This window comes from Mesorhizobium sophorae (assembly GCF_002270415.1).
GTDB lineage: Bacteria > Pseudomonadota > Alphaproteobacteria > Rhizobiales > Rhizobiaceae > Mesorhizobium > Mesorhizobium sophorae.
The window spans coordinates 487,501-508,288 of sequence record NZ_NNRI01000008.1 but is presented as its reverse complement, the minus strand read 5'-3'; the positions used below and the strand labels follow the sequence as shown (position 1 = coordinate 508,288).

General features: G+C 63.3%; 15 protein-coding genes (1 of these 15 cut by a window edge). 11 read left to right on the top strand and 4 right to left on the bottom strand.

Annotation, left to right across the window (positions count from 1 at the left end; genetic code table 11):
• Positions 1–51 precede the first annotated feature (51 nt).
• Together CGZ66_RS14660 and CGZ66_RS14655 are read left to right on the top strand one after the other, a co-directional pair.
• Positions 52–621, top strand: coding sequence for a putative glycolipid-binding domain-containing protein (locus CGZ66_RS14660; RefSeq protein WP_095084824.1), 570 nt, complete (start codon positions 52–54; stop codon positions 619–621).
• Between the two features lie 143 nt (positions 622–764).
• The gene (locus CGZ66_RS14655) at positions 765–2,996 is read left to right on the top strand and encodes a diguanylate cyclase (RefSeq protein WP_143748738.1); all 2,232 of its coding nucleotides are present in this window, start codon (positions 765–767) and stop codon (positions 2,994–2,996) included.
• On the opposite strand, the gene CGZ66_RS14650 is transcribed toward CGZ66_RS14655, so the two are convergent.
• A complete protein-coding gene (locus CGZ66_RS14650) occupies positions 2,993–3,289 on the bottom strand; it encodes an antibiotic biosynthesis monooxygenase family protein (RefSeq protein ID WP_095084822.1) in 297 nt (98 codons plus the stop codon). The two genes, CGZ66_RS14655 and CGZ66_RS14650, sit on opposite strands and share 4 nt — an antisense overlap.
• A 107-nt stretch (positions 3,290–3,396) precedes the next feature.
• Positions 3,397–5,265 carry a CHASE3 domain-containing protein gene (locus CGZ66_RS14645; protein ID WP_095084821.1) on the bottom strand — a complete coding sequence of 623 codons (1,869 nt, stop codon included), beginning with the start codon at positions 5,263–5,265 and terminating at the stop codon, positions 3,397–3,399.
• A gap of 232 nt (positions 5,266–5,497) precedes the next feature.
• Here CGZ66_RS14645 and CGZ66_RS14640 point away from each other — a divergent pair, with 232 nt between their 5' ends.
• From CGZ66_RS14640 to CGZ66_RS14605, 8 genes are all read left to right on the top strand, one after another.
• On the top strand, positions 5,498–6,751 hold the full coding sequence (locus CGZ66_RS14640; RefSeq protein WP_095084820.1) for an aspartate kinase: 1,254 nt from the start codon (positions 5,498–5,500) through the stop codon (positions 6,749–6,751).
• Positions 6,752–6,834: 83 nt separating this feature from the next.
• Positions 6,835–9,105: a phosphoenolpyruvate--protein phosphotransferase gene (ptsP, locus tag CGZ66_RS14635; protein ID WP_095084819.1), complete on the top strand. Its 2,271-nt coding sequence runs from the start codon at positions 6,835–6,837 to the stop codon at positions 9,103–9,105.
• Between the two features lie 10 nt (positions 9,106–9,115).
• The gene (prfA, locus tag CGZ66_RS14630; RefSeq protein WP_095084818.1) at positions 9,116–10,195 is read left to right on the top strand and encodes a peptide chain release factor 1; all 1,080 of its coding nucleotides are present in this window, start codon (positions 9,116–9,118) and stop codon (positions 10,193–10,195) included.
• Positions 10,188–11,066, top strand: coding sequence for a peptide chain release factor N(5)-glutamine methyltransferase (prmC, locus tag CGZ66_RS14625; RefSeq protein ID WP_095084817.1), 879 nt, complete (start codon positions 10,188–10,190; stop codon positions 11,064–11,066). The genes prfA and prmC overlap by 8 nt, the downstream gene beginning before the upstream one ends.
• 305 nt (positions 11,067–11,371) lie before the next feature.
• Positions 11,372–12,337 carry a DUF4167 domain-containing protein gene (locus tag CGZ66_RS14620; RefSeq protein ID WP_095084816.1) on the top strand — a complete coding sequence of 322 codons (966 nt, stop codon included), beginning with the start codon at positions 11,372–11,374 and terminating at the stop codon, positions 12,335–12,337.
• Between the two features lie 221 nt (positions 12,338–12,558).
• On the top strand, positions 12,559–15,165 hold the full coding sequence (gene clpB / locus CGZ66_RS14615; RefSeq protein ID WP_095084815.1) for an ATP-dependent chaperone ClpB: 2,607 nt from the start codon (positions 12,559–12,561) through the stop codon (positions 15,163–15,165).
• Between the two features lie 57 nt (positions 15,166–15,222).
• Entirely contained in the window at positions 15,223–15,588 is a 366-nt protein-coding gene (locus CGZ66_RS14610) for an MmcQ/YjbR family DNA-binding protein (protein ID WP_095084814.1), read from the top strand.
• A 151-nt stretch (positions 15,589–15,739) separates the two neighbouring features.
• Positions 15,740–17,215: a L,D-transpeptidase family protein gene (locus CGZ66_RS14605; RefSeq protein WP_095085011.1), complete on the top strand. Its 1,476-nt coding sequence runs from the start codon at positions 15,740–15,742 to the stop codon at positions 17,213–17,215.
• Positions 17,216–17,234: 19 nt separating this feature from the next.
• Here the strand turns inward: CGZ66_RS14605 and CGZ66_RS14600 are convergent, their stop codons facing one another.
• The gene (locus CGZ66_RS14600) at positions 17,235–17,867 is read right to left on the bottom strand and encodes a TMEM175 family protein (protein ID WP_095084813.1); all 633 of its coding nucleotides are present in this window, start codon (positions 17,865–17,867) and stop codon (positions 17,235–17,237) included.
• Between the two features lie 163 nt (positions 17,868–18,030).
• On the opposite strand from CGZ66_RS14600, the gene CGZ66_RS14595 reads away from it, so the two are divergent.
• Complete coding sequence (locus CGZ66_RS14595; RefSeq protein ID WP_095084812.1) at positions 18,031–19,587, top strand: MFS transporter; 1,557 nt, start codon at positions 18,031–18,033, stop codon at positions 19,585–19,587.
• Positions 19,588–19,598: 11 nt separating this feature from the next.
• Here the strand turns inward: CGZ66_RS14595 and CGZ66_RS14590 are convergent, their stop codons facing one another.
• Positions 19,599–20,788: the 3' portion of a M23 family metallopeptidase gene (locus CGZ66_RS14590; RefSeq protein WP_095084811.1), read on the bottom strand. The gene runs 778 nt beyond the window's last position; the window shows 1,190 of its 1,968 coding nt (coding positions 779–1,968); the start codon falls outside the window, past its right edge — the gene reads right to left on this strand; its stop codon occupies positions 19,599–19,601.

Here is a 20,788-nt window from a genome sequence, read left to right as displayed (position 1 = left end):
TGGCCAGGCAGGCGAAGCAGAGGCATCGTTTTGACGTCGAGGGAGTGGACGATGACACCGATGACGGCTTCCATCCTTTGGCGTCGGCTGGACGTGGAAGGCCACGACGCCTGCCTGCTTTCGCCGACCGACGGAGGGCAGAGCCTCAGGGGACAGGCCATCTTCGTCCAGGACGGCCAGCCATGCTGCCTTGCCTATGAGGTGATTTGCGATGCCGGCTGGCGCACACGATCAGCGCGGGTCGACGGCTTCTCCGGCACGGGTGAGCTGCACTACGCGATCGAACGAGGGTCCAGCGGCCAGTGGATACTGAACGGCGAGGTCCAAGATGGCGTCGCCGGGCTTGTCGACGTCGATCTTGGTTTCACGCCGGCATCAAATCTGCTGGCTATCCGTCGGTTCAACCTCGGCATCGGGGTGGAGACGCCCGCCCCAGCCGCCTACCTGACGTTCCCCGAGCTCAAGCTGGTCCGCCTCGATCAGACCTACCGGCGTCTCGACACGGTACGCTATGCCTATGCCGCGCCCATGTTCGGCTATGACGAGATCCTCGACGTGTCGCCGCACGGCTTCGTTGTCGATTATCCCGGCCTGTGGAGAGCCGTCGCACAGCCAGGCTGACCCCACTATCTTCGGTGCCGCGATCTTGCTGGAGACGGCGGTTGATCGGGCTTCCTTAACATGAAATTTACGAGGTTGGCGGTTTCCTGAAGCACGACCGGGATTCGGCATATACATTGCCTTTCCTAGAATCGGATGCCTTGGTGCGGATCAAGACCCAGATTATCGCTACTTTGCTGAGCGCAGCGGCCTTGATCGGCCTGGTGGGCGGCATTGCAATAGTCTCCCAGATGTCGCTGACCAGATCCTCCGCACTGGCTGAGGCGACAAGCGTTGCACAGCAACTGGCGGCGGCGATCGCCTTCAAGGCCGCCGATACGCCACGTCCGTTGTTCGAGAGACCCGAGGCGCTGCGTGAATTCGTCACTTCGCAGCACAGCGGCTCGAAACGCGACCTCGTGGTGGTCGATCGCGGCAAGATCATCCTGGCCGACGTTCCGGGTGAAGAACAGAATGTCGGCACAAAGTACGGCCACGATCCCGACAACGAAGTCGGCCATACGCTCGATGACGGCTCGCCGCGCGACTTCGTCGAAAGCAGCGCCGACGTGTCGGAGGCAATCAACCTTGTCGCGGTGCCGATCAAGGATGCCCCGGGCAAGAACGTCGGCGCGGTTCTGTTCGAGTACACGCCACTGCTGCGCGCCGCCCAACAGCGCACCAACAACATGCTCTGGCTTGTCGGTCTGAGCACCGCGGCCGCCGTTTTGATATCGGCGCTCTCGGCTTTCCTTTTGCTACGCGGCTTTGGCGCCGGTCTTTCCGGCCTCAACCGCGGCATCGAATCGCTGGCGCGCGGCGACGCCGGGGCGCGGATCGGCCGTATCTCCAACGACGAGTTCGGGCTATTGGCGCAAGGGTTCGACCGCATGGCATCCGAGCTCGAAGCCTCGCGTGGGCAGCTCGTCGAGCAGAAGGCATATATCGAGGATATCGTCCGGACCGTCGCCGAGGGCATTGCCGTTATCGACGGCAACGGCCAGATCGTCTCCGTCAATCCGGCAGCCGCCGAGATCATCGGCTTGCGCAACGACAAGATCGAGGGCCAGGACTGGCCGTCAGTCCTCCATATGCGGGGATTGTCGGGAGACAGGCTGGCGCAGGGCACATCCCCGATCGAACTGGCGCTGACCACGGGTCGCCAGCATCAGGCCGAGGTGCGGCTGGCAAAGCCTGATGGATCATATCTGCCGGTGATTGCGAGCTGCAATCCGCTCAATCGCGCCGATGGCGGCATCGTGCTGACGTTGAGCGACATCGGCGAGTTGCGTAGCGCCGAGCGGGCGATCAACGATCGCGCCGAGGAACTGTCGACGCTGAACCGCGAACTGAAGGAGACGTCCCAGGCGACGACCCGCCTGGTCAAACTCGGCGAGCTGCTCCAGGCTTGCGTGACGTTCCAAGAGGCGTTTTCCGTCGTCGGTTCGGCCATGCCCGATTTCTTTGGCGGATTGAGCGGAACCGTTCATCTGACCAGCGCCTCGCGCAATCTGGTCGAGGAGATGGCGCATTGGGGCGCGGTCCGTTCGAGCGTTGGTCAATTTGCGCCGGAAGATTGCTGGGCGCTGCGGCGCGGCCAGGAGCATGTTGCCGGCCCCGGCATGCTGACGCCGCGCTGCAACCACATCACCGAGAATGGCGGCCGCGGTTATGTCTGCATGCCTCTGGCGGCACAGGGAGAGACGCTTGGCATCGTGCATCTGTGCGAACCAGACGCCGCCGACAAGCCGGATTGGCTGACCGAGCGGCAGCAGATCCTGCGCGGCGTCGTCGATACGCTGGCGTTGGCGCTGGCCAATTTGCGCCTGCGCGAAACGCTGCGGCAACAATCGATCCGTGATCCCAACACCGGGCTCTACAACCGCCGCTATCTCGAGGAAACAAGCAATCGCGAATTGAGGCGCATGGAGCGTGCCGAACAGCCTCTGGCGATGATCATGCTCGATGTCGATCATTTCAAGCAGTTCAACGACACGTTCGGCCATGAGGCCGGCGATCTCGTCCTCAAGCAGGTCGCCGCCACGCTGCTCGAACACGCCAGGGACAGTGACGTGGTGTCACGCTACGGTGGCGAGGAATTCGCCCTGATGATGCCGGGAACGTCGCTCGCTGATGCCGCCGAGCGCGCCGAGGCGGTGCGCAAGGCGATCAAGCAACTGCATCTGACACATCGCGGACGCACGCTCGGAACCATCACCGCCTCGTTCGGCGTGTCCGCCTTCCCGGAACTCGGCGCGTCATGGGTCGAAATCGTCAATGCCGCGGATCGTTCGCTCTATCAGGCAAAGGCGGACGGCCGCGACCGCGTCGTCGCTGGATTGGGCAGGGCCGATCCGCAATGGGACCTTTCCACTGCCAGCCAAAGCGTGGCTTAATTCGACAGAACGAGTTCGGCATGTCCCATGTCGACGCTGGCGGGATCGATGGCGCGCATGGCTTCGCAATCGCCGATCTCGGCCATGATCCGTCCGGCCGCGCCAAGAGCCTGCTCGCGGCTCCGCCAGCGCACCACATCGACCCAGCCGCCATCATCCCGTCGGGCCAGGCATCGGCTTACGAAACCCGGTTGCCGTGCAAGCCAGTCGCTGACCACGCGGTTGCCGGCGGTAAAGCCTGCCTCGGTCCCGGGCTTGAGGCGAAAATTGACGATTTCCAGCGTCTCGGTCATGGAATCTCTCAACTTGACGCACGCGTCCGCAAGGCGGCGTGCTGTATCAAATAGCCGAACATTGGGCCCGCTGCGTTGGTGCAGGCATCCGCCGGAAAGCGCGCCAGCTATCCTTTTGCGTCCAGCACGTCGCGCAGCTTGGTTTCGAGTTGCTCTATGGTGAATGGCTTGGCCAGGAAGTGCACGTCATGGTCGAGCACGCCGTTGTGGACGACGGCATTCCTGGTGAAGCCGGTTGTGAAGACAACTTTCAGCCCAGGTTGGCGCGCGACCGCTTCCTCGGCGAGCTTGCGGCCGTTCATCACCGGCATGACGATGTCCGTGAAAAGCAGGGCGATACCGGGGTTTTCTGCCAGCGCCTGCAGCGCTTCCTGGCCGCTGCCGACATGGATGACAGTGTAGCCGAGTTCGCGTAGGGAATCCGTGGTTGAAGCACGCACGCGTGCATCGTCCTCGACGACAAGGATGGTTTCGGTGACCGGAGCCATGGGGTTGTCGCCTCGCCCCGCGGGCACGGCAACCTCCTCCTGTCCGAAGAAGCGCGGCAAATAGATCTTGATGGTCGTGCCTTCGCCCGGCTCGGAATAGATCTTGACGTGGCCGCCGGACTGTTTGACGAAGCCGTACACCTGGCTCAGCCCCAGGCCCGTGCCCTTGTTGACCGGCTTGGTGGTGAAAAAGGGCTCGAAGGCCTTGGCCATGGTGTCGGGCGCCATGCCCGAACCGGTGTCGCTGACGGCGATCATCACATACTGGCCGGCTTTGACCTCGGCATGGGTGGCGGCGTAGCTGTCGTCGAGATGGCTGTTGGCGGTCTCGATGGTCAGCTTGCCGTCGTCGCCCATGGCGTCGCGCGCGTTGACGGCAAGGTTGAGAATGGCGTTCTCGATCTGGCTCGGGTCGGCATGGGTCTTCCACAAGCCTCCTGCAAGAACGGTTTCGATGCGGATGGTTTCGCCTAGCGCCCGCCGAAGCAGGTCGGACATTCCAGTCAGTAGGCGGTTGGTATCGACGATCTGCGGCGCCAGCGGCTGCTGGCGCGAGAAGGCGAGCAGCCTGGCTGTCAGATTTGCCGCCCGGTTTGCCGCGTCGATCGCCGCTTCGATGAATTTTGCTATGTCGTGCTCGCCGCGCTCCAGCTTGCGCTGGGCGAGGTTCATGGCGCTGATGATCACCGCCAGCATATTGTTGAAGTCGTGGGCGATACCGCCTGTCAGCTGACCGACCGCCTCCATCTTCTGCATCTGGCGGATCTGGGATTCGGCCTTTTCGCGGGTCTGGATCTCATTGCCGAGCGCGATGTTCTTGCGCGTCAGCTCATCCTGGGCGACGGCCACCTCGCGGAAGCGGCGCCGGGATTCGCGGATGGTGAAGGTGCCGAGCAGAAAGATCGCCAGCAGTGCCGCCAGCGAGCCGATGCGCAGCCAGGTCTCGACCTGGTCCGTGTGCTCGTCACGCTCGGCGACGGCGGCGGCGCCGATACGCCGGATCGTGTCCATGCTGGTCCGGATATCGTCCATGGCGGCCTTGCCCTGGCCGCTGCGGACCATCTCCAGCGCCTTCGCGGCGTCACCCTTGTCGTAGAGGGCGATCGTTTCGGACAGCTCCGCCTGCTTTTGCGAAAGCGCGTCCTTGATGTGACTGACCTGCGGGGCGAGCTGGTCGTCCGAGGCTGTCATGGTGTCGATGCGGGCGAGTTGCCCTGGGATTGCCTCGACCGCCTTCCGATAGGGTTCGAGGTAGGATTTCTCGCCGGTCAGCAGATAGCCGCGCTGGCCGCTCTCGGCATCCTGCGCCAGTGAAAGCAGCCCGGAAAGCAGTTCCTGATATTCGATTGTCTCACGGGCGGCGGCGCGATTGGCCCGCTGGCCCTCGACCAGCACCGCGCGCGTGCCGACGATCAGCGCCAGCATCGCGAAGCCGATGAAAAGCGGGAGCGATTGCCATCGGGTGGCGCGTCGAAGACGAGCAATCATCTGTTATGCCGAACCAAATGGGAATTCCCGCAGGCAGCATTTCGTAAGCGGCGGCGGACCGGAGCGCAATATGCCATGTTCTTGAAGTCGGCAATCCGCCGCCAGCCTTGCGAAAGCTTCATCATTTGGCTAAGGAGGCCGCGCATTCAGCGGCCGGCATCAGCTGGCCTTCCGCTTTTCGGGATTCCGCTTTTGGGCTGGGTCCGGCTTCAGTCAAAGGCATTTCGCTTCCATGGCGCGCATCGTGATGAAATTCGGCGGAACCTCCGTCGCCGACATCGCCCGCATCCGCAATGTGGCGCGTCACGTCAAACGCGAAGTCGACGCCGGCCATGAGGTGGCGGTGGTCGTCTCGGCGATGGCCGGCAAGACCAATGAACTGGTCCAATGGACGCGCGAAGCCTCGCCGATGCACGACGCACGCGAATATGATGCAGTCGTCGCTTCCGGCGAACAGGTCACCGCCGGCCTTCTGGCAATCACCTTGCAGAACATGGGCGTGCACGCCCGTTCCTGGCAGGGCTGGCAGATCCCGATCAAGACCGACAATGCGCACGGCGCGGCGCGCATCCTCGACATCGACGGCGCCTTCCTGATCAAGCGTTTCGGCGAGGGCCAGGTGGCGGTGGTCGCCGGCTTCCAGGGCATCGGCCCGGACAATCGCATCGCCACGCTTGGCCGCGGTGGTTCCGACACCAGCGCGGTGGCGATCGCTGCAGCGGTCAAGGCCGATCGTTGCGACATCTACACCGACGTCGACGGGGTCTACACCACCGATCCGCGCATCGAGCCGAAGGCGCGGCGGCTGGCCAAGATCTCGTTCGAGGAAATGCTTGAAATGGCCTCGCTTGGCGCCAAGGTTCTGCAGGTGCGTTCGGTCGAGCTTGCCATGGTGCACAGGGTGCGTACCTTCGTGCGGTCGTCCTTCGACGATCCCGATGCGCCCGGAATGGGGGATTTGCTCAATCCGCCCGGAACGCTCATTTGCGACGAGGAAGAGATCGTGGAACAGCAGGTCGTCACCGGAATTGCCTATGCCAAGGACGAAGCGCAGATTTCGCTGCGCCGTGTCGGCGACCGGCCAGGCGTCGCCGCCGGCATCTTCGGGCCGCTGGCCGAGGCCAACATCAATGTCGATATGATCGTCCAGAACATTTCCGAGGACGGCAAGTTCACCGACATGACCTTCACCGTGCCGTCAGGCGATGTCGACAAGGCGCTTGCCGTGCTCGAGCGGCTGAAAGCCTCGATCGGCTACGATGTCGTGCAATCGGAAGCCGGCATGTCGAAGGTTTCGGTCATTGGCATCGGCATGAGGAGCCATGCCGGCGTCGCCGCCACCGCTTTCAAGGCGCTGGCCGACCGTTCGATCAACATCCGCGCCATCACGACCTCCGAGATCAAGATTTCGATACTGATCGACGGTCCGTACACCGAACTTGCGGTTCGTACTTTGCATTCCGTCTACGGTCTGGATAAGCAGTAGCGAGAACGATTTGAGTTGTTGCGTGTGCGCCGGTCGCAGTGGAAACTGCGGCGGGCAGAATGCCCATTGGAGAAGAAGCCGCGATGCGTGATCAGGCCAGTGGCCCGCGCGTTTTGCTGAAACGGCTCCGCGAGCTCATGCAGGAGCCGCTGGAGCCGCAGGAGCGGCTTGACCGGATCGTGCGCGACATCGCCTCCAACATGGTCGCCGAAGTCTGCTCGCTTTACGTGCTGCGCGCCGATTCGGTGCTCGAACTCTACGCCACCGAAGGTTTGAACCCGAACGCCGTCCACTTGGCGCAGCTACGGCTGGGGCAAGGCCTGGTCGGCACGATCGCGGCCAGCGCGCGGCCGCTCAACCTTTCCAACGCTCAGGAACACCCGGCCTTTGCCTACCTGCCGGAGACCGGGGAAGAGATCTACAACTCCTTCCTTGGCGTGCCGGTGCTGCGGGCAGGGCGCACGCTGGGCGTGCTGGTCGTGCAGAACAAGACGATGCGCCATTACCGAGACGACGAGGTCGAGGCGCTGGAAACCACCGCCATGGTCATCGCCGAGATGATCGCCACCGGCGATCTGGCGCGGCTGACCCGGCCGGGTCTCGAACTCGACCTGCGCCGTCCGGTCAGTTTCACCGGTCTGTCCTTCAACGACGGCGTCGGGCTTGGCCATGTCGTGCTGCACGAGCCGCGCATCGTCGTCACCAATTTGTTCAACGAGGACAGCGAGGAAGAGATCAGGCGGCTCGAGACCTCGCTCGGCTCGCTCCGGCTCTCCATCGACGACATGCTGGAACGCCGCGACGTCGCCTTCGAGGGCGAACATCGCCAGGTTCTGGAAGCCTATCGCATGTTCGCCAACGACCGCGGCTGGGTGCGCCGGCTGGAAGAGGCGATCCGCAACGGCCTGACGGCGGAAGCGGCTGTGGAAAAGGTGCAGAGCGACATGCGTGCCCGCATGCTGCACATGACCGATCCCTATCTGCGCGAGCGGATGAGCGATTTCGACGACCTCGCCAACCGGCTGCTGCGCCAGCTGATGGGGCGTGGGCCGGAAGATGTCGCGGCGTCGCTGCCGAAGGATGCCATCATCGTCGCCCGCTCGATGGGCGCCGCCGAGTTGCTCGACTATCCCCGCGACAAGATGCGCGGGCTGGTGCTGGAGGACGGTGCTGCCACCAGCCACGTCGTCATCGTCGCGCGCGCCATGGGCATTCCTGTCGCCGGCCAGATGAAGGGCGCCGTTTCCATGGCGGAAAACGGCGATGCCATCATCGTCGACGGCGAAGAGGGCGTGATCCATTTGCGGCCGCAGTCCGACCTCGAAGCCGCCTATGCCGAAAAGGTGCGTTTCCGGGCACGCCGGCAAGAGGTCTATCGCGAACTGCGCAAGAAGCCGTCGACGACCAGGGACGGTGTCCAGGTCGACTTGTTGATGAATGCCGGTCTTGCCGTCGACCTGCCGCAGCTTGCCGAGGCGGGCGCGGCCGGCATCGGCCTGTTCCGCACCGAACTGCAGTTCATGGTCGCCTCGACATTTCCCCGCGCCGAGGCCCAGGAAAAGCTCTACCGCGACGTGCTCGAGGCAGCGCGCGGCAAGCCGGTGACCTTCCGCACCATCGATATTGGCGGCGACAAGGTGCTACCTTATTTCAAAGGTGCGATCCAGGAGGAGAACCCGGCGCTTGGATGGCGGGCGATCCGCCTGACGCTCGACCGGCCGGGTCTGCTGCGCACCCAGATACGCGCTCTGCTCAAGGCCAGTGGCGGACGTGAACTCAAGCTGATGCTGCCGATGGTGACCGAGCTTGGCGAGATCGCCCAGGCGCGCGAGATCATCGACCGCGAGGTCAGGCATCTGTCGCGCTTTGCCCATCATTTGCCGACCAGCCTCAAGCTGGGCGCGATGCTGGAAGTGCCGTCGCTACTGTTCCAGCTCGACGAATTGATGAAAGCGGTCGACTTCGTCTCGGTCGGTTCGAACGATCTGTTCCAGTTCGTCATGGCCGTCGACCGAGGCAACACGCAATTGGCCAACCGGTTCGATACGCTGTCGGCGCCGTTCCTGCGCGTCCTGAAGCAGATCGCCGATGCCGGCATCCGCAACCACACGCCGGTAACCCTGTGCGGCGAACTCGCCGGTAAGCCGATCTCGGCAATGGCGCTGATCGGTCTCGGCTTCCGCTCGATCTCCATGTCGCCGGCCTCGATCGGCCCGGTCAAGGCGATGTTGACGGAACTGCCGCTGGATGAGTTGGAGGCGTTCTTCAAAGACAATCTGATGGCGCCGGCGCAGGGGCTGCCGATGCGGGCGCTGCTGCAGGCCTTTGCCGACGACCGTTCGATCCCATTGTAGCACCCACATCATGGTCAATTTGCCCCGCGATCGTATGGATCAAGTCGTCAAGCGTTTCGAGATGCTCGAAGCGCAGATGTCGGCTGGCCCGGCGCCGGACGCCTATGTGCGGATGGCGTCGGAGTACGCCGAGATCCAGGACATGGTGGCCAAGGTCAGGGCGCTGCGCTCGGCCGAGCATGAGCAGGCCGATCTTGAAGCCATGCTTGCCGACAAGGGTACCGACGCCGAAATGCGGGCGCTGGCGGAGGCCGACCTGCCGGAGGTCGAGGAGCGCATCGAGGCGCTGCAGAAGGACATCCAGATCCTGCTGCTGCCCAAGGATGCCGCCGACGACAAGAACGCCATTCTCGAAATCCGTGCCGGCACCGGCGGCGACGAAGCCGCGCTTTTCGCCGGCGACCTGTTTCGCATGTATGAGCGCTACGCCGCCGAACGCGGCTGGCGTTTCGAGACGGTGTCGGCCAGCGATGGCGATGCCGGCGGCTACAAGGAAATCATCGCCACGATCTCCGGCAAGGGCGTCTTTGCGCATCTGAAATTCGAATCCGGTGTGCACCGCGTGCAGCGCGTGCCGGCGACCGAGGCGAGCGGGCGCATCCACACCTCGGCCGCCACGGTCGCCGTGCTGCCGGAGGCCGAAGAGGTCGACATCGACATCAGGGCCGAAGACATCCGCATCGATACCATGCGCGCCTCGGGCTCGGGCGGCCAGCACGTCAACACCACCGATTCGGCTGTCCGCATCACCCATTTGCCGACCGGCATCATGGTGGTGCAGGCGGAAAAGTCGCAGCACCAGAATCGCGCCAAGGCGATGCAGATCCTGCGCGCCCGCCTCTATGACCTGGAGCGGAGCAAGGCGGACGAGGAGCGCTCCGAATCGCGCAAGTCGCAAGTCGGCTCCGGCGACCGCTCCGAGCGCATCCGTACCTATAATTTCCCGCAAGGCCGCGTCACCGACCACCGCATCAACCTGACGCTGTACAAGCTCGACCGGGTGATGATGGGCGAACTCGACGAAGTGATCGACGCGCTGATCGCCGATCACCAGTCGAAGCTGCTCGCCGACATCGGCATCGATGGCTGATCGACTGCCCGAGGCGCTGGGGCCGCTGCTGCGGCAGGCGCAGGCTCGGCTTGCCGCTGCCGCCATCGATGATCCGGCGCTCGATTCAAGGCTGATCGTCGAACATTTTTCCGGCACGACGCGCACGCAGGCGATTGCCGATCCCAACCGCAAGATCGACGAAAGCGCCATTGCGGCAATTGGTGATGCCTTGAGACGGCGCGCCGGCGGCGAACCGGTGCATCGCATCCTCGGCTATCGTGAATTCTATGGTTTGCGCCTGTCGCTGTCGCCGGAAACGCTGGAGCCGCGGCCGGATACCGAAACGCTGGTCGAGGCGATGCTGCCTTTCGTCAAGGCAACGGCTGAGCGGGAAGGCGAATGCCGCATCCTCGATCTTGGCACCGGCACCGGCGCCATTGCGCTGGCGCTGCTCAGCGCAGTGCCGGCAGCGATCGCCACCGGGGTCGATATGTCCGCGGGCGCGTTGGCGACGGCGACCCGCAATGCAAGGCAACTGGACCTTGCAGGTCGGTTCACGGCGCTCCAGTCGGACTGGTTCGAAAAAGTTTCCGGCCGGTACCATGTAATTGCCGCAAACCCTCCCTATATACCGTCTGAAGACATTGGAAATCTGCAGGACGAAGTCCGCAATTTCGATCCGCGCCTGGCTTTGGATGGTGGCGAGGACGGTCTGAATCCCTACAGGATCATCGCCGCGGACGCGGCAAGGTTTTTGGAAGCTGAAGGCAAGATTGCGGTCGAGATCGGCCACACGCAGCACAACGAGGTCTTGGAAATATTCGTCGCAGCCGGCTACCTGCTGGGCGGTGCATTTGAGGACCTTGGTGGAAACGACAGGGTTCTTGTCTTTAAAAGGACAAAGCCTTGACGCAGTGCAAAAAAAGCGCTTGGCAATGCCGGGGAATGCGGCTAGGGTCGCCTTAACCGGATGAGACGAAGCAGGCAGTGCTCTTAGCGATTCGGTCTTCCTTGGAAATAGCTGCCTTCTTGCGCAAAACGATGCCCAAGCTTCGTGCGGGAATCGTCCGGCAAGTGATGTAACCGGAACAGGATGGCACGTGGCGCCAACGCAATCGATGCGGGCGAACGCCGGTGAAGAGACGAAGCGGCTGGCTGCATGAGCGCCTCCGTTCGTGAAGAGTTTTTCGAAAATTTCAAAATGAAGAGAGTTTGATGAGGCCACAACAGCAGAACAGGCGCATGCGCGGTCGCAACAACAATGGCGGCGGCGGTGGCAATAATAACAATAATAACAATAACAACCGCAAGGGACCGAATCCCCTGACGCGCAACTACGAGAGCAATGGCCCGGACGTGAAGATCCGCGGTTCGGCTCAGCAGATCGCCGAAAAATACGCCACCCTTGCCCGTGACGCGCACAGCTCCGGCGACCGGGTCATGGCGGAAAACTATCTCCAGCACGCCGAACACTACAACCGCATTATCGCGGCCGCGCAGGCGCAGATGCCGATCCAGAACACGCAACAGAATCGCGATGATTTCGACGATGACGGCGACGAGGATCGCGACGAGTTCGACAATGCCGGCAACAGCGGCAACACTGGTTCCGATGCCCAGGTGCCGGTCATCAACCATGGCGCCGGGCCGCAGCCGGTCATCGAAGGCATGCCGGCAGAGGTCGCGCTCAACCGGGAAAGCGGCCGCGACACTCGTGATAGCAATAGCGGGCGTGACAATGGCGGGCGCAACAATGGCGGCCGCGACAACAATGGGCGCCATCGCGATCGTCGCCCCAATGGCGGCTACGGCCAGAATGGACAGCGCGACTTTGGCTCGTCCGCCGAGCAAGGCGGCCAGCCGCAACGCAACGAGGCCCCGACCCAGGTCGAAGCCACTTCGCCGACCGAAGCCAGCGAATCCGTTGCGACAGCCGAGCCGGCTCCGCTGTTTGAAAACCTGTCGCCGGCAGGTCTTGCCGCCCAGGCCGAGCTCAATGAGGCGGCCGCCGAAAGCGGTGCTGCCCGTCGCCCGAGGCGCCCGCGCCGTCCGCGCGTCAGTGCCGATCAGGTCGACAGTGGCAGCGACAATGTCAATTCCGGCGCCGATGCCGGCGAGGTGGCTGTGGCCCCGGCCGACGGCGGCAATGCCGAACCGGTCAAAGTCGACATCGACAACTGATCGAACGACATTTCAGGATATCGGACGGCGGAGAGAAATCTCCGCCGTTTTCGTTTTGTGCCGCGATGGAATATTGTGCGTTGACCGACATCAAGGCGTCTTGAGACAGCATGGCCTATGCACCATATCTCGGCTGAACTGGACCCGGCTCGAATGGGCGGGTCCGTCACCGCAATCGGATCCGGTGCCGCAAAGCGGGCCGGTGATGGAAGGAGACAGATATGAACCTTGAGAAATACTCGGAGCGCGTGCGCGGCTTCATCCAGTCCGCGCAGACCATGGCGCTCTCCCGCAACCACCAGCAGTTCACACCCGAACACATCCTGAAAGTGCTCGTCGACGACGACGAGGGGCTGGCCGCGTCGCTGATCGAACGCGCCGGCGGCAACGTCCGCGACGTAAAGCTTGGCGTCGAAACGGCGCTCGAAGCGATGCCCAAGGTAGAAGGCGGCAACGGCCAGCTCTATCTGGCGCAGCCGCTGGCAAAGGTGTTTTCGACCGCCGAAGAGCTGGCCAAGAAGGCCGGCGATAGCTTTGTCACCGTCGAGCGGCTCTTGCAGGCGCTCGCCATGGAAAAATCGGCCAAGACCGCCGACATCCTGGCCAAGGCCGGCGTCACCGCGCAGGCGCTCAACCAGGTCATCAACGATGTCCGCAAAGGCCGTACCGCCGATTCGGCGAGCGCCGAACAGGGCTACGACGCGTTGAAGAAATACGCGCGTGACCTGACCGCGGATGCCCGCGCCGGCAAGCTCGATCCGGTCATCGGCCGTGACGACGAGATCCGCCGCACCATCCAGGTGCTGTCGCGCCGCACCAAGAACAATCCGGTGCTGATCGGCGAACCGGGCGTCGGCAAGACGGCGATCGCCGAAGGCCTGGCGCTGCGCATCGTCAATGGCGACGTGCCTGAATCGTTGAAGGACAAGCAATTGATGGCGCTCGACATGGGCGCGCTGATTGCCGGCGCCAAATACCGCGGCGAGTTCGAGGAGCGGCTGAAGGCCGTGCTCTCCGAAGTCACCTCGGCCGACGGCAACATCATCCTGTTCATCGACGAGATGCACACGCTGGTCGGTGCCGGCAAGGCGGATGGCGCCATGGATGCGTCGAACCTGTTGAAGCCGGCATTGGCGCGCGGTGAACTGCACTGCGTCGGCGCCACAACGCTTGATGAATATCGCAAGCATGTCGAGAAGGATGCGGCCCTTGCCCGCCGCTTCCAGCCGGTGTTCGTCGATGAGCCGACTGTTGAAGACACCGTCTCGATCCTGCGCGGCCTGAAGGAAAAATACGAACAGCACCACAAGGTGCGCATCTCGGATTCGGCGCTGGTGGCGGCGGCGACGCTGTCCAACCGCTACATCGCCGACCGCTTCCTGCCGGACAAGGCGATCGACCTCGTCGACGAAGCCGCCTCGCGGCTGCGCATGCAGGTCGATTCCAAGCCCGAGGCCCTCGACGAGATCGATCGCCGCATCATGCAGCTCAAGATCGAGCGCGAGGCGCTGAAGGTCGAGACCGACGATGCGTCGAAGGATCGGCTCGCCCGCCTGGAAAAGGAACTCGCCGGGCTCGAGGAGGAATCGACCGAGATCACCACAAAGTGGCAGGCCGAGAAGCAGAAGCTCGGGCTTGCCGCCGATCTGAAAAAGCAGCTCGACGAGGCGCGCAACGAGCTTGCCATTGCCCAGCGCAAGGGTGAATTCCAGCGCGCCGGCGAGCTTGCCTATGGCAAGATCCCGGAACTGGAAAAGAAGCTGAAGGAAGCCGAAGCCCAGGACGGCAAGGTCGGCATGGTCGAAGAGGTGGTCACTCCCGACCATGTCGCCCATATCGTCTCGCGCTGGACCGGCATTCCGGTCGACAAGATGCTGCAGGGCGAGCGCGACAAGCTGTTGCGCATGGAAGACGAGATCGGCAAGCGCGTCGTCGGCCAGGGCGAGGCAGTGCAAGCTGTCTCGAAGGCGGTGCGGCGCGCCCGCGCGGGCCTGCAGGATCCGAACCGGCCGATCGGCTCGTTCATGTTCCTCGGACCGACGGGCGTCGGCAAGACCGAACTGACCAAGGCGCTTGCCAGTTTCCTGTTCGACGACGAGAGCGCCATGGTGCGCATCGACATGTCGGAGTTCATGGAGAAGCACTCGGTCGCTAGGCTGATCGGCGCACCTCCCGGCTACGTCGGTTATGAGGAGGGCGGTGCGCTGACCGAAGCGGTGCGGCGCAGGCCCTATCAGGTCGTGCTGTTCGACGAGATCGAGAAGGCGCATCCGGACGTGTTCAATGTGCTGTTGCAGGTGCTCGATGACGGCCGCCTGACCGACGGCCAGGGCCGCACGGTCGACTTCCGCAACACGCTGATCATCATGACGTCGAACCTTGGCGCGGAGTATCTCGTCAGCCTCGGCGAGGACCAGGATGTCGACCAGGTCCGCGACGAGGTGATGAATGTCGTCAAGGCCTCGTTCCGGCCAGAGTTCCTCAACCGCGTCGACGAGGTGATCCTGTTCCACCGGCTGCGCCGGCAGGATATGGGCCGCATCGTCGAGATCCAGCTCAAGCGGCTGGAGAGCCTGCTGACCGATCGCAAGATCACGCTGTCGCTGGACCAGGAGGCGATCGACTGGCTGGCGGCCAAGGGTTACGACCCGGCCTACGGCGCGCGGCCGCTGAAGCGGGTGATGCAGAAGGAACTGCAGGACCCGCTGGCGGAGAAGATCCTGCTCGGCGACATCCTCGACGGCTCGACCGTCAAGGTGACAGCCGGTTCTGACCGGCTGAACTTCCGCTCGAAGCCGACGATTGTGGCGGCCGAGGCGGCAGCCTGATCCAACGCCGCGCGTCCAGCCTGGACGCGCGACTTTTCATACAAAGCGGGGGCGCGGATGACGCTGGACGACTACAACAGCTTCTGCGCTTCGCTGCCTTCGACAAACCACGTCGTCCAATGGGGCGGCGCTCATGTCTGGAAAATCGGGGCCAAGGTCTTTGCGATCGGCGGCTGGGACCAGGGCCAGCAGCTCTTCGTCACCTTCAAATGTTCTGACATCGCCTATGACGTGCTCAAGGAGCAGCCGGGCCTGCGGCCGGCACCCTATCTTGCTTCGCGCGGCATGAAATGGATCCAGCGTCAGACAAGCCAGAGCATGGATGATGACGCGCTGAAGGACTATCTGCGCGAGAGCCATCGCCTTGTTGCCCTGAAGCTGACGAAGCAGGCGCGCAGGGAGCTGGGACTTGCCGCAAGCTAGCTGATATTCATCGAGGCGCCAGGAAACCGCCATCTTCATGCCCGGTTCATATTGGAACCATATGGTGGTGAACTGGTTTGCTGGCGAAGGGGTTCGCCGTACAGGGACACTGCCGGGCGGCGGCAATTACGGACCGGAGAGTTTGGCCACCATGCTGCGCACGATCTTCACCCTTTCGGTACTCGCCGGCGGGCTTTTGTCCTCTGGCGCGCTCGGCGCGCCTTCGCAGGACAGCGCATCACGGATTGCGCGCGCCGCCGACGATGGCGGCATCCTCGTCGCCCAGGACGGCAATCTCGACATCTATTACGACGCCAGGGGCAACCGCGTCATCGTCGATGCCGATACCGGCAAGGTCATCGCTATCCAGCCGCCGCAGACGCGGCTCGACCGACGCGCGCTGCGCCGCGAGACACGGCTGCGCGAACTGGGCCGCGTCCCCGATGACAATGACCGCTACTATCTCGACGATCCGCAAGACATGGCGCGGTTCCGTCGCAAGCAGTTGGAAGAAGAAGGCCGGGTCATCCCGCCGCCGGCGGACGAATATGATCCTAACAGCGACAATTCCGTGGAAGCCTATCCGCCGCCACCGCAGGACGATAGCAACTACGACAACAATTATCCCGATGCGCCGCAGTCGACAGAGCCGGGCACGATCCAACGCCAGCCGCTGAACGAGGCCTCGATAGACCCTGCCCAGCCGACGTCTCCGTCCGATCAGGCGGGACTGCCGCCAACGACTGGGGGCAAGTCGACCGTCGAGCCGGCGCTTTCGCTGGGAGCACGTCAGGATGTCGCGGCGCTGCAGGTGCTGCTCGACCGGGGTGGCGCTTCGCCTGGCGTCATCGACGGGCGTTTCGGTTCGAATGTCGACAAGGCGCTCGCCGCCTACAACCAGATCACCGGCAGCAATCTGCGGTCGACCGATGCGGTTGGCATCCAGGCGGCTCTTGCACAGTCCGGCGGCGATGCCTTTGCCAATTATACCATCACCCCGGAGGATGCGGCCGGTCCCTATGTCGCCTCGATCCCGGAAGACTACAGCCAGAAGGCGCAGCTCGACCGCATGGGCTATACGTCGGTGACCGAGGCGCTCGCGGAGCGGTTCCACATGGACGAGAACTATCTCAAGGCGCTCAACCCGGACGCCAACTTCAATCGTCCCGGCACGACCATCAAGGTCGCCAATTTCGGCAAACTGGTCTCGACGCCGGTTGCCCGTATCGTCGCTGACAAGGGCAGGAAAGAGGTCTTCGCGTATGATGCGGGCGACAAGCTAGTGGCGGCCTATCCCGCAACCATCGGGTCGGCGGATACACCGTCACCGTCCGGCATACACGCTGTATCGCGCGTCGCTCTCGATCCGAACTACACCTACAACCCCAGCATCAATTTCAAGCAGGGCCAAAACGACAAGGTCCTGACCATTCCGCCAGGTCCGAACGGTCCGGTCGGCTCGGTGTGGATCGCTCTGGACAAGCCGACCTACGGCATCCACGGCACGCCGGATCCGTCGAAGATCGGCAAGACAGAAAGCCATGGCTGTGTGCGCCTGACCAACTGGGATGCGCGGGAACTGGCCAAGCTGGTCTCGCCGGGCGTGACGGTGGAGTTCGTCGACTGAAGCTGGCGCTCCGAAACGCTCAGCCGATGATCCTGCGCACCCACTTCGCGCCAGGGGTTACCGCATAGACCAGTTGCACCACCAGGATAAATCCGACGCTGAGTAACGGCGTGATCAGGCACAGTGCCGCGCCGACCGCCCACAGGATCTGCGCCTTGACGATGCGCAGATAGACCGTGCGGCTGGTTTCCGCGTCGACATCCTCTGCCAGGAAGCCGTTTTTCTCCGCATAGCGCCAGCTGGCGAACAGCGTGACGCCGAGCATCAGCAGGTTGAGCCAGTAGACCAGCATCGCGGTTCTGAACTCGAGGAAGTCGGCCAAAAGATCGGTCGAGAACGGCAGCAGGGCAATGAAGGCGAGAAAGCAGAGGTTCAGCGTGGCAAGCCGCCGGTCGGATTTGGCGATCAGCCCATGCTGCGCCTGCTGACCGAACCAGAAGATGGTCAGCGTCAGGAAGCTCAAGGCATAGGTCAGGAAGCGTGGCGCCAGTGCCGCGATCGCGGCAAGCAGATCGCGCTCCGGATGGATCGCCTCGTGCGCGGGCACCCTGATTTCGAGGACGATCAGAGTGAGTGCGATGGCGAACACGCCGTCGGTGATGCCGACGATACGGCCGCGTCCCTCCGCCGATGCTTCAAGTGGTCGCTTCATCGACTTCTCCCCGTCTGCAATTTTCTGGAAACCTAGCCAGAACGTAGCATGACTGCCCCCGTGTGCACCCGGACAGGCGCGATCCTGGCCATGTGGCTGGTTTCAAGGACAGCAAGCCACTGGCCGGTTGTTGCCACCACGCCTGCGGTCTAAGCAAGGTTCCATGCATTCACCAAGCGAAGCCGCCGTTCCGCTGACCAGTCCGGCCACGAACGGCACGTTCTGTCCGCCATCGCAACGGCGATTCGTGCTGATTGCGGCGATCCTGGCCTCGGCGCTCGGTTTCATCGACGGTTCGATCCTGGCCATCGCCATGCCGGCGATTCGCGTCAACCTTGGTGCCAGCCTGGCGCAGGCGCAGTGGATTTCCAATGCCTATGCGTTGACGCTCTCGGCACTGATCCTTGCCGGCGGGGCCGCCGGCGATCGATTCGGTCTGCGCCGCGCCTTCGTGGCAGGCATTGCGCTGTTCATTGTCGCCTCGCTTGCCTGTGCGCTGGCGCCGAATGCGGTGGTGCTGATCGCATTTCGAGCGCTGCAGGGCATTGGTGCGGCGATCATGGTGCCGGGCAGCCTCGCCATCATCGCCAAGGCCTATCCGAAAAAAGAGCGCGGCCGTGCCATCGGCATCTGGGCCGCGGCTTCGGCGCTGACCACGGCACTTGGCCCGGTGCTCGGTGGTTTCGTGCTGTCGGCATTCGGTGACGGCATCTGGCGGGCGATTTTCGCGGTCAACCTGCCGCTCGGCCTGATCTCGATCTATCTACTGCTGGCCAAGATCCCGGCCGATGCGCCGACGGAAAAACGCAGCCTGGATCTCGGCGGTGCCGCGCTGGCGACATTGGCCTTCGGCGCGCTCGCCTACGGGCTGACCTCGATGAGCGCCAGTGGCGAGGGCCATTTGTCGGGGCCGAGCATTGCCGTCGGCGCAATGCTGCTGGCTGTCTTCATCGCCTTCGAGCTTTGGCAGCGCGAGCCGATGATCGATCTGTCGCTGTTTCGCATCGGCGCTTTCGCCGGCGCCAATCTCGCGACGTTCTTCCTCTATTTCGCGCTGTCGGCCAATCTCTTCTATCTGCCGATGCTGCTGATCGCCGGCTGGGGACTGAGCACGGCCGAGGTCGGCTTCATCTTCCTGCCGCTGTCGGCATCGATGGCACTTTTGTCGAGGCCCGTCGGCCAGTTGTCCGATCGGATCGGGCCACGCTTTCCGATCGCCTTCGGCAGCCTTGTCGTGGCTTTCGCGTTTGCCGGACTTGCCTTGCTCGCCCATGCCGGCATCCACAATTTCTGGACGGGAACATTTCCGCTGATGGGGCTGATGGGGCTCGGCATGGCGCTGGTCGTGTCGCCACTATCGACCGCGATCATGACGGCGGTGGAAGACAAGGATACCGGTGCTGCCTCCGGCATAAACAATGCCGTCTCGCGCATCGGCGGCCTGATCGCGGTGGCAGCGATGGGCTCGCTTGCGGCTTCGGTCTACGCGAAAGCACTCGATGGGAATGCGACGCCCGGCGTGCCCGGCTTTGGCGAACCGGCGACGGTTGGGCTGGCGCCGGCAGTCGATGCGGCAAGGCTTGCCGCCGGCGACGCGGCGTTTTCCGCCGTCTCTTCGGTGACGGCACTGCTCTGCCTGCTTTCAGCAGTGATCGCGTGGACGACCATTCCCGGTCAGCGGCTGCCATGGCCGTGGCGTGCGGAAAATCCGCAAGGCTGAAAATCAGCGAATCAGCCGTCGATCTTGGCGCTCGCAACCTTCAGCGAATCACTGTCTTCCTGCTTCAGCAGATCGTCGATGCGCTCGCGTTCGCGCTTGAAGGCGACGAGATCATCGCCCTTCAGCACTTTGCCGACCGGCAGCCGGACACGCATCGAATCGACCTTGGTGCCGTTGACGATCAGCTCGTAATGGAGATGCGGACCGGTGGAGAGGCCGGTCTGGCCGAGATAACCAATGACCTGGCCCTGGCGAACCCGCACGCCTTCTTCGATGCCTTTGGCAAAGGCGCTCTGGTGATTGTAGGACGTCTCGTAGCCATTGGCATGGCGAATGATGATCTGTTTGCCATAGCCGCCGGCCCAGCCCGCCTTCTCGACGACGCCATTGCCGGCGGCGATGATCGGCGATCCGATCGGGGCGGCCCAGTCCGTACCTGTGTGCATGCGGACATAGCCGAGGATAGGATGCCTGCGCGCACCAAACCCGGAGGTAAATCTCCCGTTTGGCAGTGGGTTGCGCAGTAGGAACTGCTCGGCGCTGCTGCCGTCCTCGTCGAAATAGTCCGCGCTACCGTCCTGCATCTGAAACCGGTAGAAGTTGCGCGTTTGCCCACCGAAGGTCGATGAGACATAAAGCAGTTCGGACTCGTCGGACGCTTGGTCGTCGCCGTCCGGCTGCGAGAACAAGACTTCGAGGCGATCCGCCGGATTGAGTCGCGACTGGAAGTCGACGCCGGATGCCAGCAGCTTGACCAGTTGCTGGGTCATCTTTTTCGACATGCCGTAGGAATAAGCGGCGCGGTAGATGCCGTCATAGATGTTCGGCAAATTTCCGCGCACCACCACGGGCGGTGAGTCGTCGAACGCCGTCAGCAATTCGGGGTTCGGATCCGGCTCCTGCGCCGGCACATACTGGCCGCGATCGTCGAGCGCGATGGTGACGATGTGCTGCGTTCGGTCGTAGACGCTGGTGCGCACGACCTTGGCGGCGTCGCCATGCACCTCGAGCCCGACACGCAGCACGGTTCCGGCCTTGAGCGCCGTCGCGTTCAACAGCTTGGCGATCGCTTCGGCCATGCCGGTGGCGTCTTCTCCCGTATAGCCCGAATCGGCAAAGGCCTCGGTAATGTCGAGATCCTTGGTGAAGGGAATGATTTCCTCGGCGAAAGCCGGCGCCTGATCGTCGGCGACGGCGCGTG